The sequence below is a fragment of the Cuspidothrix issatschenkoi CHARLIE-1 genome (assembly GCF_002934005.1).
Lineage (GTDB): Bacteria > Cyanobacteriota > Cyanobacteriia > Cyanobacteriales > Nostocaceae > Cuspidothrix > Cuspidothrix issatschenkoi.
Map to the genome: position 1 here is coordinate 1 of NZ_PGEM01000001.1, position 15358 is coordinate 15358.

1 protein-coding gene is annotated in these 15358 nt (G+C 49.1%); it reads left to right on the plus strand.

What is annotated here, in order from left to right:
- The first annotated feature begins 284 nt into the window (after positions 1 to 284).
- Complete coding sequence (locus tag CUN59_RS00005) at positions 285 to 15353, plus strand: SDR family NAD(P)-dependent oxidoreductase (protein WP_133163982.1); 15069 nt, start codon at positions 285 to 287, stop codon at positions 15351 to 15353.
- The last annotated feature ends 5 nt before the right edge of the window (positions 15354 to 15358 follow it).

Sequence of the window (15358 nt, forward strand, 5' to 3'; positions counted from 1 at the left end):
ACAGTTTAGGGTGCGGAATGTGGGATATAATGGACGATATTTTTCATGTTTGGTAGAGCCACGGTATATCTTCAATTTACCGTTCTACCATTTTTTTGTATATATTGCGGACAGGTCTAATAAAAACTCATCTTCGCTTTTGCCTAATTACCTGGTTAATTTTTTTTTACCTTTTTCCACTTTTTTAGTAAGCCCTAATTACGCTCGCGCAGTTATACTGGATTAGGTCGAAACTCGAATAAAGTTCGCAATAAACATTACAATCTACAGTACAAATACAAAAAGTGTCAGAACAACCCCATTATGTTAATCAAGACATTAATTTAAGCCAAGATTCCATGAACTTGCCAAAGAAGGCGGTTTCCAATACTGGGGAGATCGTTGGAGCGGAATCTTTACTGATGCTGGCATCTGCTGTTGGGTTATTTCCAGCTAGCCAACTCATCTATCCGTTGGATTTGTCAGTTGTGCATTTCAAGAAAGCGGACTATCGCATTCGTCAAACTCAGTTATCAGATTTACCCACATTAATACAACTGGAGAAGGAATGTTGGGCGATCGAGTTGCAAGCCACATCCGCAAATTTGGTCGATCGTTTAAACAATTATCCCCAAGGACAGTTAGTAATGGAGTTGCCTGATGGCGATCACAATTATCAGGTCGTCGGGGCGATCTACTCACAGCGGATTGAAAGTGTCGAGATCCTTCATCAGATCGCTGTAAATCGAGTATCCGAGTTGCATTCCCACACTGGTTCGATTGTGCAGTTACTAGCGGTAAACATTCTCCCTGATTTTCAGGAGCGGCGACTGGGGGATCGATTACTGGAGTTTATGCTTCAGTGGTGCAGCGCGATCGACGGGATCGAGTCGGTGGTAGCAGTCACTTTATGCCAGGATTTCCATCGCTACGAGTTTTCCTTGGCAGAGTATATAGGACAGCGCAATGTCCAGGGTAGGCTAATCGATCCCATTTTGAGATTTCACGAATTGCATGGTGCCAAGATTGAGTGTATTGTGAAAAATTATCGACCCTTGGATCGAAACAATCAAGGGCATGGAGTACTCGTCCGCTACCCAATTCATCAACGCAGACGCGACGACGATCAAGGAATTAATGATGCAGAGGGGTTGAATCATCGTCCTGGAGTAGAAGCACAAGTATGGGATCCCGATTCTGCGGCGGCATTTCTGGCAGCAACGGTTCAGTCTAGGCTGGATGATGACCAACGGAGTGGATATAAGTTCGATCGTCCCTTGATGGAGATGGGTCTGAATTCGGTCGATTTGCTGATTCTGAGCGAACAAATCAGCGATCGGTTCGGGCTTAATTTAGACCCAGCCTTCTTCTTCCACTATCCCACACCTGCCAAGGTGTTGATGTTTCTGAGCAAGCACCATAGTCTCTCGGTGACACAGAATCAAAATGTCCCATCCTCAACTGTCGCCCCTACAGATACGTTGTTGAAGACTACGCCAAAATCAGCCCGATCTGCTGATGGGGTTGCCATTGTTGGGTTGGCTTGTCGCCTCCCTGGTGGTATTAACAATCCAGACTTGCTGTGGGATCTGCTCAAAAATGGTGGTTCAGCGATCGAGAAACTACCCCAGGGACGTTGGCAATGGCCAGAGGACATCGATCCAGAGGGTAAACATCAGGGGATCGATCAGGGTGGTTTCTTATCCCAGATCGATCTGTTTGACGCTGGTTTTTTCCGCATTTCCGCGATCGAAGCTCAGAGTATGGATCCACAACAGCGAATTCTGATGGAATTAGCTTGGCAAACCCTAGAAAACGCTGGTGTCACTCCGACCAAAGTTGCTGGCAGTAATACAGGGGTGTTTGTGGGTGCTAGTGGTTCTGATTACTGTCGGGTAATCGAGCGGCTGGGTATACCAATCGAAGCACACGCAGGAACGGGCACCTCGTTGGCTGCGCTGGCAAATCGTATCTCTTACTTTTTTGACTTGCAAGGACCGAGCATTGTCTTGGATACGGCGTGTTCTAGTTCGCTGATAGCGGTGCATCAGGCGGTGCGATCAATCCGATCGGGTGAGTGCGTCCAAGCGCTGGTGGGCGGCGTACATATCATGAGTCATCCGGCTAATAGTATTGCATATTACAAGGCGGGAATGTTAGCTCATGATGGTAAATGCAAGACATTTGACGATCGCGCCGACGGGTATGTTCGTAGTGAAGGGGCGGTGATGTTTCTGCTCAAGCAATTGAGTCAGGCGGAAGCAGATGGCGATCTAATTTATGCGACGATCAAGGGTTCAGCTGCGAATCATGGTGGACAGTCTGCTGGCTTAACGGTACCCAATCCCTCTCAACAGGCAGCACTCTTAACTGATGCCTGGAAAGATGCGGGTATAGACCCGCACACGATTAGTTTTATCGAAGCCCACGGAACGGGTACAGCGTTAGGCGATCCGATTGAGATTCAGGGAATTCAAAAAGCTGTTGCCCAGTGGAGTGAAACGCCCCAAATCCCGATCGCCTGCGGGTTGGGTTCGCTCAAAACTAATCTGGGACATTTGGAAGCGGCTGCGGGTATCGCTGGACTGCTGAAAGTTGTGATCTGCCTCCAACATCAAGAACTGCCAGCAACTGGGCATTTCGCGCACCTGAACCGTCATATCGATCTTTTGGGTAGCTCGTTATATATTGTGGCGCAACATCAGCAGTGGGAACGTCCCCATCGATCGATTCCCAGACGGGCTGGGGTCAGTAGTTTCGGATCTGGAGGTGCTAATGCTCACATTATTGTTGAAGAATATGATTTAGGGTGCAAGGTAGAAGATATGGATCGCCCAAGTCCCGAACCGTTTCTGTTTGTGCTGTCGGCACAGAATATCGAACAGTTAAGGAATTATGTCCAGCACTTCGAGCAGTGGCTCAGTTTGCTCTCAGACGATCACTGTTCGATGGCAGAACTGACTCGGTTTCTGCAATGCCATCGACAGGCATTCGAGGAACGGCTGGCTGTGGTAGCCACAAGTCGCGTCGATCTGGTGAATAAGTTGCGTCTATTTCCAGATATAGGCCCAGCGGGTTTTCAAGGCAATATCAAGCATTCTAGTCGGGAGATTAAGACTTTAATGCGGGGATATCTGGGCAACCAGATAATTCAAACAGCGATCGCGGGGCGGTATTGGGAGCAGTTGGCAGCTCTTTGGGTGGCTGGAGTTGCTCTAGATTGGTCTTTACTGGGGGGGAATCAATTGCCGACGGCATCCTCCAAATATTGGCGGTTATCTGTACCAACCTATCCATTTGCTCGCCATCGGTTTTGGCTTCCAGAACCCATTGCACTCCAAGACTCGACTCATCTGACACCAGTGCAGAGGAAACAGATCGATGTCAGTGGAGCCATCAAGCTGGAGCCAGCCGATCGACAGTCTGCTGACGAGGCAACACTATTTACGCTCAAGTTGGTTTGGCAACAATTAGAGATGGCCAAGAGCGAGAAATCTGGCTCGAAGATGCCCAACGGTAAGACAGCGATATTCGGTTGCATTCCTGAGCAAGAACAGGTATGGCAATCCTATTTTTCACCGTGTGAATTCATCTCGATCGCGAGTAATACAGATATCCAATATCTGATCGAGCAACTCCAGGCGTTGGATGCGATCGCTCATATTGTCTGGGTGGGAACGACTAATCTAGACAGATATGATTTTCCCGATCGTTGTCTGGTTGATCGAGATAGCGATCTACTACAGGTTTACCGTTTGCTCAAGGCTGCGGCAGTTATTTATGGGACTGAGCGGCTGCAGTGGACTCTGATAACGCTCCAAAGTCAAGCGGTCTTTGATCGTGAAGATCCCGATCCCATTCAGGCGAGTATTCATGGATTTATCGGTAGTGTCGCCAAAGAATTTCCCCACTGGAGGTTTCGGCTACTGGATCTACCATCCCCCGCAGACGGAGCGTCTAGAAGGCTCCTGGAGGAAATATGTGATCTCCCCTTCGATCCAGAGGTGCGATCGCTGGCGTGGCGGGATGGCAAATGGTACAGACCGATACTGGCACAGATTTTGGTAGAAGACCCAGCGCGATCGGCTTATCGGGCAGGTGGTGTTTATGTAGTCATCGGTGGTGCTGGCGGTTTGGGAGAGGTTTGGAGCCGATATCTGAGCGAAAAATATCGAGCGCAGATTGTTTGGATTGGTCGCAGTCCCTTGAATGACACAATTCAGCAAAAAATGGAGGCGATCGCCTCTACAGGACCAATGCCAAGATATATTTCGGCAGACGCAACCAGTCAGCAGGAACTTCAGCAGGCTTACGAACAGATTAAATCTGAGTTTGGTCAGGTGCAAGGGGTCGTTCATGGGGCGGTGGGTGTTTTCGATCGCAGTTTCAAGGATACGGACGAAACTGGATTTCGCGCTGTTTTGGCTGCCAAAGTAGACGTGAGTGTGCGGTTAGCGCAGGTTTTTCACGCGGAAGATTTGGATTTTGTGTTATTCTTCTCCTCGATCGAGGCACTGTCTCAAAGCGGCGGTTTGAGTGGTTATGCCGCAGGCTGCGCGTTTAAGGATGCCTTTGCCCAGTGCCTCACCAATCGGTGGCACTGTCCAGTTAAGGTAATTCATTGGGGACACTGGGCGATCGGTACGGGCGACAGAATCTCCGAGGCTGCCAAAACTCGTCTCAAACAACGCGGGATCGGACTATTAGAGTCCACGGAATCGATGCAGGCGTTAGAGTGCCTAGTGCGCAATGATCGCTTAAATCAGCTTGCTATAATTAAGAGTGTCAGTATCGAGGTGATCGATTGGTACGATGGTGACGAATTTGTGGTCAGCTACAAAGGGGTTGCGCCTTCAGTTAGCCACAAAATTCGTGGTATTGATGTCGCCTCGAACCAATCGATCGAGGCATTAGAGGCAGATAGCATCTTTCAATCTCCACAGATGCAGCCACTGTTACTCAATTTATTAAAAAATAGTCTGCATAATATCGATCTAGAGTTGTCTGGCAATAGCCCCGAATTCTACACAAAATGGCTGGCAGCTAGTAGGTCTATTCTGAATCAAAACCCTGCGGTGAGTGGATCAGAAGCATCTACCAATGGGGTTTGGCAAGACTGGAACGAAGCGAGGAAAAATTTAAGAGCAAATAACAGCAAACAGCGGGCGTTTTCTCTAGTTGAGAGTTGTATTCAAGCATTGCCAGAAATTCTCTCTGGGCAAAAGCGATCTACGGATACCCTGTTCCCCAATGGTTCCCTCCAGATTGTGGAAGGTATTTATCGTGACAATCCCGTCGCCGATTATTTTAACGAAGTGTTGGCAAAATCTCTGCGAGCGGCGATTGAGGCACGTTTGAAACACGATCCTCAGGGGAAATTTCGGATCTTAGAAATTGGTGCGGGAACAGGCGCAACCACTAAAGCCGTGCTGTCCCAATTAGCTGGACTTGAGGATCGGATTGGCGAATACTGCTACACCGATATCTCTAGGGCATTTTTGTTGCACGGACAAGAGCATCTGATCCCTAATTATCCATTCCTTCGAGTCAATATCTTTGATGTGGAACAGCCCTTAGCCAGACAGAATATTGAAGCAGATGCTTATGATTTTGCGATCGCGACCAATGTTCTCCACGCGACTCGGAATATTCGGCAAACCCTGCGGAATGTCAAGGCTTGTCTGCGATCTAATGGCTTGATTTTGCTCAATGAACTATGCGAGCAAACCCTATTCGGCCATCTTACCTTCGGGCTATTGGAGGGCTGGTGGCGACATGAAGATCCAGAGTTGCGCATCGATGGGACTCCACTGTTATCAGTTGACTCTTGGACGCGAGTATTGCAAACAGAAGGGTTTAAATCTCCCTGGTTTCCGGTGGAGATCGCGCGATCGCTCGGACAACAGGTAATTGTCACCGAGAGCGATGGATTAGTGCGGCAAAAACACACATCAGGCGATCAAAATGCTCCGCCCCTCGGACTCAACACCGCTGCGGAAGGTGGCGATCGCTGCGTCAATACCAGCAGGACTGAGGATTATAATAATGTCAGCTTACGCCCATCGGCCATCCCGTTGTTTCAGGGACTGATAGCTAAAATACTCCGCATGAACCCAGAGCAGATCGAAGTCGATGAGCCGTTCCAGAGTTATGGAATTGATTCCATCCTCATCGTGCAGATTACGGGTGCGCTCCAAGCAAAATTCGGCGCAATTCATAGTACTCTACTTTTTGAAGTTCAGACCCTCGGCGAACTGGTCGATTACTTTATCGAACACCGACCCTCGGACTTAATCGCCCAGATCGATCTCCCTCGATCTTCCACCACCATCACAGATCCACAGCCAGCAAGTAGATCGCCAGACAGCGAACCTACCGCCCCGATCACCGCTCCCGCTCCTTCCCAATTGGCTGCGGATTCGCGCAGCTATCCCCCAGAGGCGATCGCCATTATTGGTATGAGTGGTAGCTATCCGATGGCACAAGATCTACCCACTTTTTGGGAACATCTAAAAGCTGGAACTGATTGCATTTCGGAAATTCCCCGCGATCGCTGGTCGTGGGAAGATTATTTTCATCCTCACGTCGAAGAGGCGATCGATCTGGGCAAGAGCTATTGTAAGTGGGGGAGTTTTCTGGATCGTGCCAAGGAATTTGACGCGCAGTTTTTTGGGATTTCACCCCATGAAGTAGTAAACATCGATCCCCAGGAGCGAATTTTTCTGCAAGCCGCATGGGCAGCATTGGAAGATGCTGGTCATACCAAACAGATGCTGGAATCCCAATATCAACAGCAAGTCGGTGTCTTTGTGGGCGTTACGAGAACCGGATTCGATCTCTACGGGCCAGAACTCTGGAGACAGGGCAAGATCGCACACCCTCACACTTCTTTTAGTTCGATCGCCAATCGCTTATCCTATTTCCTGAATCTCCGAGGTCCCAGTCTGCCGATCGACACCATGTGTTCTTCGTCCCTGACGGCAGTACATGAAGCTTGTCAACACCTTCAGAATGGTTCGGTACAACTGGCGATCGCTGGCGGTGTTAATCTCTATCTGCATCCATCCAGCTACAATATTTTGTGTGCCAACAGAATGCTGTCTCAAGATGGTCGGTGTAAGAGTTTCGGCAAACACAGTAATGGTTTTGTTCCTGGCGAAGGGGTAGGGGTAGTATTGCTGAAGCCGTTATCCCAAGCGATCGCGGATCGGGACAATATCTACGCCGTAATTCGCGGTACCCATGTCAATCATGGCGGTAAAACTAATGGCTATACAGTGCCCAATCCTAAAGCACAGGCAGAACTGGTATTTGATGCCCTGCTAAAGTCTGGAGTCGATGCGCGCGAGCTAAGCTATATTGAAGCCCACGGCACGGGAACTGAACTCGGCGATCCCATTGAAGTTGCGGGTCTGACTAATGCCTTTGCTCGGCATACTCAAGACACCAACTTTTGCGCTTTAGGTTCGGTCAAATCCAACTTAGGTCATCTGGAGGCAGCATCTGGAATCGCCGGGTTAACTAAGGCGATCTTACAACTCAGACACAAGCAACTCGTTCCGAGTCTGCACGCTGAGGAACTTAATCCGAAGATCGACTTCGATCGCACACCATTCTACGTGCAGCGTCGGCTTGAGTATTGGCAGCAACCGATCGTCGAATTAGCTGGCAAGATAAAAACTGTCCCCCGCATTGCTGGGGTGTCCTCCTTTGGGGCTGGCGGTGTCAATGCCCATGTTGTAATCGAGGAGTACGACATGGAGGAGTCGGAAGTCGTTGACGCGCCAGTACTAGTGGTACTATCGGCGCGAAATAACCAGCGGTTGGTTGCCTATGCCCGTAAACTGCATCAGTTTTTAGCAGCAGGTGCCGTTAATCTCCAGAATCTCGCTTATACCTTGCAAGTGGGGCGTGAGGCACTACCATATCGGATGGCAACGATCGTGTCCTCCCCAGCCGCAGTGATCGCCAAACTCGATGCTTTTATTCAAGGGAAATCCCCTCTGGATGACTGCTATGTAGGGATGGTAGGTCAGGATAAAGCTACAGCGAACCAGTGGAATTCCGATCCCAATTTGATTAAACAATTAACCGCTTGGACTGAAGAGGGCTGTTACGATCAGCTCGCAGAACTCTGGGTTAAAGGCGTAAATATCGATTGGTCGAAACTGCGTCGCCCATCGAACATTTACCCCCGCAGAATTTCGCTACCAACCTATCCTTTCGACCCAAAACGGTACTGGTTTGAACTGGAAGAGAACAAGTCCACCCAGACTACACCGACAGTTAATACCCAGGCGGTAAGCGGTGAAAGAATTACTAAACCCATTCCTGGAGAGAATCGACAGCCGATAACAGCTTCACCTCAACCGAGAAAGTTAATTACTTTGATAGACCCTGACAAGGTTCAGCGAGATCGGGTTAATCCTAGGGATCGCCAACGGATTCGCTTGAGCGATCCATCTGCTCTGACATTGCCCACCAAAGTAACGTCCTCCTGGCTCAAATTGACCCCACAAGCTCAGGGAATAGTCGAGATCGAGATTAATGCTGCCGATCTGCCTCTAGAAGCTTCCAAACTGATCCCAGAGCTAAAGGATCGCCTGCGATCCCTAGCCCTCAGTGATGAAGTGCGGGTCTGGTTGCTAGTAGATGACAACGGCTTGTTTTCCAACAGCATAATTCACGACCATATCCCAGTTATGGCGGCATTGATGGGTTTTCTACTGGAGTTAGAATTACCGCTGATTGGGGTACTTAAAAGCGATCTGCGTGGAGCGGGTTGGAATTTAGCCAGCCTCTGTGATTTCCTTATCTTTCGTGCCAGCGGTCAATTTTGTCCCCGAGGTTTAACCGATCGAGATCGATCAATTGTTGAGGAGCGATTTGGCAAATCATTCGCACAGCGATTTTTGACGGGGAAAGATCTATGTAGCGGACAGATACTGGCAGCAATGGGTTTAGACTGCCCGATCACCTCCGACGAGCAAATCGACGCTCTGGCTCGCGATCTGGCAGAGCGAATTTCTCAGTCACCGCAACGCTCTTTGATGGAATTAAAAAAACAGCTATCACGTAGCGTCCACAGCCTGGTGCGTCATGCCTATTTCCCCTCTCCCACCAATCTCCATAACGAGTTGACGAGATTGTCAGCAATTCCAGAGTTTTTTAGCTACCAACAGCTAAACCGAGCGGTGGCGGAAAATGACCGATCGCTTTCCCCACCAACCTTTGTGGCTACCTACAGCGACGTAATCCACGTCCATGCCTTTGCCAATGGCGTTGTCCAGCTTACCCTGGCGGATACAAACCATAAAAATATGTTCTCTACCGCCTTTAGTGCTGGATTAACTCAAGCATTCGAGCATATTAAAAGTGGTGCCGATTATCGAGTTGTCGTACTAGTTGGTTACGATAAATATTTCGCCTGTGGGGGGACAAAAAGCGGCTTGCAAGATATATATGCAGGCAGGGCACGATTTACCGACAATGATATTCACACTCTACCCCTGCGCTGTCACCTACCAGTAATCGCCGCCATGCAGGGTCACGCGATCGGCGGCGGTTGGTCATTGGGGATGTTTTGCGATCTGACGATCTTCAGCGCGGAAAGCATCTATCAAGCTCCTTATATGCAATACGGCTTCACCCCTGGGGCTGGATCGACACTGATTTTTCCCACTAGGTTAGGTGCAAATTTAAGTCGTGAAATCCTATTTGGCGGCAGAGAATACCAGGGATCGGAGTTAAAGGGGCGCGGGATCGAGATGCCTGTGTTGCCGCGTAACCAAGTTCTGAATTATGCCTTAAAGTTGGCGCATCATCTCGCCCAGTTTGCTAAAGACGATTCGATCCAACGCAAAGCTCAGGCAACTGAAAGGCTCAGAGATTTGTTAGACACGTTTCATACCCAAGAGGTAGCAATGCACGAGCAGACATTTGTCGGTCAATCTCAGGTGATCAAAAACATTCACGAACGGTTCGATCACGAATTCAATGCACCCCTCGATCTTCAGCCCCATCCACAGGTTGTCCTCGATCGCAATGTGCATCTGCTCCAGACACTCAAAGAAACGATCGCGGCGGAATTGTTGATGGAACCCGCAGAAATTAATGAAGATACCAAGTTTGTGGACATGGGACTAGATTCTATCTCTGCGGTAATGTGGATTAAACGGATTAATGCTAAGTTCGGTCTTTCCCTAGCCGCTACGAAGGTATACAGCTATCCCACTGTACGAGAATTCGCCGACTACCTAGAGAGTTTGAACCCACAGACAGTTACTCCCAAAACGATCTCGTCGAGCGATCGCGTTGAAAATTCCACCCCCACTCCGATAGTTGCAAATGGAGAGTTACCCTCATCGCCATCGGTGCTGAAGATCCTCAGCGAATCTCTAGCAGCAGAATTATTCATGGAAGCGAACGAGATCGACTCAGAGGCAAAGTTTGTGGACATGGGAATGGATTCAATTACTGCGGTTACATGGATTAGAAAGATAAATAATTTATTCGGATCTTCTTTACCAGCAACGGATGTTTACAAATATCCAACCCTCAGCGATTTTGCCCGCAACCTCAATCGCACTATACCCAGCATCCAGCCCAACACCCCGGCGATAACAGTTTCACCAACAGTAAAACCACCGCTAGTGATGCCAAGTACGCCACAGCCTATTGGTTTAACCAAACCGGATCAGGAGCCGTCTGTGCCGACTCCTGTCAATCTATTTGCTGGAGACAGAAATACCAAGCAAAACCAAGACGCGATCGCGGTAATCGGCATGGCAGGTCGATTTCCCCAGGCGAAAAATTTAACAGAGTTTTGGGAGAACATCGCCAAGGGCAAAAATTGTATTTCTGAAATAGCCAGTGATCGCTGGAATCTGGCCGATTTCTACGATCCAGATCGAAATGCGCCCAATAAAACCTACTGCAAGTGGATGGGTGCCCTGGAGGACATCGATCAATTCGATCCCCTCTTTTTCCATATTTCCCCACGGGAAGCGGAATTCATGGACCCCCAGCAAAGGCTGTTTCTTCAAGCTAGTTGGCAATGTATTGAAGATGCGGGATATAATCCCATGTCCTTGGCTGGTAGTAAGTGTGGCGTATTTGTCGGCTGCGAACCAGGAGAATATGGCAAGATTGTCCAGCGATATGAATTGAATGCCCTCGGATTACTAGGCGGCTCGGCGGCTTTGCTCCCGGCGAGGATCGCCTACTTCCTGAATCTCCAAGGCCCTTGTATGGCGATCGACACAGCCTGCTCGGCATCCCTCGTTGCCATTGCCAATGCCTGCGATAGTTTAATCTTAGGCAACTCTAATATCGCCTTGGCGGGGGGAGTTTATGTCCTCTCTGGTCCAGAAATGCACGTAATGATGAGTAAGGCTGGGATTCTATCACCCCAGGGCAGATGTTTCACCTTTGATCGCCGTGCTGATGGCTTTGTACCTGGGGAAGGTGTGGGTGTCCTTTTACTTAAACGTCTAGCTGATGCCGAGCGGGATGGTGATGATATCTACGGTGTGATTCGCGGCTGGGGGGTCAATCAGGACGGTAAGACCAATGGGATTACAGCACCGAATGGACAGTCACAGCAACGATTGCAGCAAGAGGTTTACGAACGGTTTCAGATTCAGCCAGCAGACATTCAACTGATTGAGGCGCACGGTACAGGAACGGCACTGGGCGATCCGATCGAGGTAGAAGCGTTATGCGAAACCTTTGGTAAGTTCACCAATCGACAGAAATTCTGCGCGCTCGGATCGGTGAAAAGTAATATCGGTCATCTCGCCACCGCCGCTGGCGTGGCTGGGGCAATCAAAGTAATGCTGGCGATCGGCAATAAAAAACTCCCACCGACGATCGGGTATGAATCCCTCAATGAACACATCAATCTTGATCGCTCCCCATTTTATATCAATACGGAATGTATAGACTGGAACGTTGGTGATGGCAAGCCTCGACGGGCGGCGATCAATTGTTTTGGCTTTAGCGGTACAAACGCACATATGGTCATTGAGGAATACATCGATTATCCGTATCAGCGTCAAGCTATTGGCACCGATGTGGCACCTGATCGAGCCTATCCAATTTTACTTTCTGCTCGCAACGAAGAGCGGCTAACAGCCGCTGCCCAACAACTGCTCGAACACCTGGAATCACAAACCCTTAATCAACAGCCAGCCACGTTGAGATATCGTCTCTGTGACCTAGCATACACATTACAGGTGGGACGGGAAGCGATGGATGCTCGGTTAGCATTTGTGGCTGATACTTGGACTGAAGTAATCCAAAAACTGCGCCGCTTTATCGATCGCAGTACCGCTACTTTATCGAAGAGTGGGAATGGGATCTATTATGGTTTGGTTGGCGACGACAGATCGCACCTGATCGAATTCGTTAACGATCGTGATGTGCTGGCAATGGCTAATTCTTGGTTGTCCCAAGGAAAATACCCTCAAGTCCTGGAACTATGGGTTCAGGGTGGATCGATTGACTGGCGGCAGATTTATCGGCTCGATCTCCCACAGCCGCAGCGGATTCACCTCCCATCCTATCCCTTTGCCCGTGAAAGTTACTGGATTGGCTCACAGATGGGAGCAAGTGAGGATTTATCAGACCAAAAATCTGAATGTGTCGAAGCCGATGGACTGGAGTGGACTTTTGAAACACTACTAGATGATATCTCGTGGAGCGATCGGTTTACTGATTATCAAGGAAAAAAAATCCTTATTATCGCCGCCAACGATCGGGATCGAGAAGGGATCTGTAGCCTATTGAGACAAATAGAGGTTTCCGTTGGGTTGAAGAAACCGCTGCACCTGCAATGTGTGAACTTCAACGTACTGGACATGATCGCCATCGAGCAACCAGTCGCTGTCGTCCTGGCAATAGCTGCCCAAGACGCTCCCCTAGGGAACTCTTTCGATCTTCTGGGCAAATGGTTAAAATCCCATTCAGGAGGGTTCAATACTTATTATCTCACTACCGATACCCCAGGCGGTGGGAAGATCGACGATGTATCGATATCTAACCCCGATCGAAATTGTCGCATCATCCGTTTACAGCCAGGTACATCTTCTGCCCAGCAGTATCAGATTCTCCTGCGAGAATGGCTGAGTCACAACCCATTGAATGAGCAGCCGCGAGAGTGGGGACAGGTACGCTACGATGGGGACGAACGATTCGTTCTGCATCCCGTTAAATCCCAACTGATCGAGTCTGGGGAACAATCACAGCAGTTCTATTCGATCCAAAAAAAGTGGAAACAACAGCCGATTCGACAGACAGAAACCGGATCTACCGAGGGCGAGATCCTGATTTTGGTCAATGCAGACACCGCCGATCTGGGGCAACATTTATTCAGTAACCGACAGGCTACGATTGTCGGCTGTATAAATCATGACCGCGATCAATATCCAAGGATATCAGGAAAGATCCTGAATTTTGACAATGTATCCTCTGGCTTGGTCGGAGCGGAAACTATCTTATCACAACTCAAACATCTTCGCCTCCTTCTTGATTTGAGCGATCTCTACCAGAGTCCCAAGGAGCGCGATCACGATCCACTGGGGAAAATTGCCTTTTATCAACGCCTAGTATCTGTCAGTACCGATCTAGACATCCTGTACGTCACCCAGGGGTTGCAGCATTTCCGCTCGGAGACAATTAGTCTGGCGGGATCGAAACTAGCTGGACTGATCGAGGTACTCAGTGCTGAACACGCCTATGTCAGATCTCGACATATCGATATCGATCCAGGGATGTTCCACAGTCCGGAATTGCTCGAACAGGCACTAACTCAAGAGCTTACCGCTCAACTGGAAGAAACGGAAATTTGTTATCGTCACCAACAACGGTTCGTCCCCTACCTGGAAGCTGGACTGGCACAACCAAGGGCGGATGTCTCGATTCGTAGCAACGGAGTTTACGTTATCAGTGGCGGAACGGGAGGGATTGGGCTGGAAATCGCCGATCTTCTTGTCGCCCAGGGCGCAAAGAAACTCGTCTTGATGGGACTAAACGCCCTACCGCCCAAAAGCACATGGGGAGACGATCGCCAACAATTTGCTGGCGATCTGAAGCTCAAACTGGACAAATTAGCCAGACTAGATCGCCAAGTTGAGCATTTGAGTATATATACAGGAGCGTTAACCGAAGATCGGCAGTTGGCAGACTTCTTTGCAGAAATTCGCGATCGCGTTGGTCCGATCGTTGGTGTGATTCATAGTGCGGGGATCGGTTCTGATTTCCAACAGCCCGCCTTCATCACCAAAGATTTGGATCGCATCGCTGCCGTTCTAGAACCTAAAGTAGCTGGACTCGAAACGCTTGCTACTGTTTTTCAGCACGACGAGATCGACTTCTTTGTGGCTTTCTCTTCCTTGACGGGATTAATCCCTCGATTTGCCAAGGGAAGTTGCGACTACGCCCTGGCAAATACCTATGTTGACTGGTTCATGGCTTATCAAAACGCTACACACCATAAACAGGGCTATAAGTCAATTACCTGGGTAGACTGGCACGAAACAGGAATGGCAGCGCGATCGCCAGCCTGTATCTTTAAAGCCATGCAGTATAATCTTGATCGCGTTGGTTTGGTGACACATACTAACCAAGTTGGTAAATTCTTATTTAAACTGGCACTTGGGCAGCGGGAAACAGCCTGGGTTCTGAATACGGAACTAGATCTAACCAAGTTTGGAGAAGCTGCACCCACACTACTTCATGCCCGCGATCGCGCGGACAGAGTTAGCCAGGAGTTGAACCCCCTCCCTACCCCCCCCCAGGGGGAACCGCTGCTAGTGTTGCCAAGTGGGGATGGTGCGCAGACTAAAAATAGCACAAATATTGGTTGCACTGGTGCCGCCTTGCCTCTGGCAATACCGTCTGATGAGGTTTCTAGTATCCAGCACCAGATCGAGCAGTGGGAATCTCAGGTTCAGCACCAAGGATTCATTGCCCCAGAATGTATCACAAAGGCGATCGACTGGGCAGAAATTAATAGCCTCGATCCCCAATTGATCGAGCGCATTTACCGTCTGTTATTTCCAGATCCTATTCTTACAATTGGCGACAAAGATAACCAGGAGGCGATCGCACTCAACCCTACCCAGGACTCCCCAGCAAAACCGCAGGATGTACCAGCGATCGAGGTGATTCGGGAGGTGGTCATTCAGGTGCTCAAACTCAAGAGTATTGATGACAACCGGAAATTTCAAGATTATGGGCTAGATTCTATTTCCGCCACCCAATTGGCAATTAAGCTAGAACATCAATTGAAGCGAGAGATTCTGCCAAAGTGGCTAATTGACTATCCCACAATTACATTGCTTGCTCAACACTTAATCGGAGACAAAGTTTAGTAATT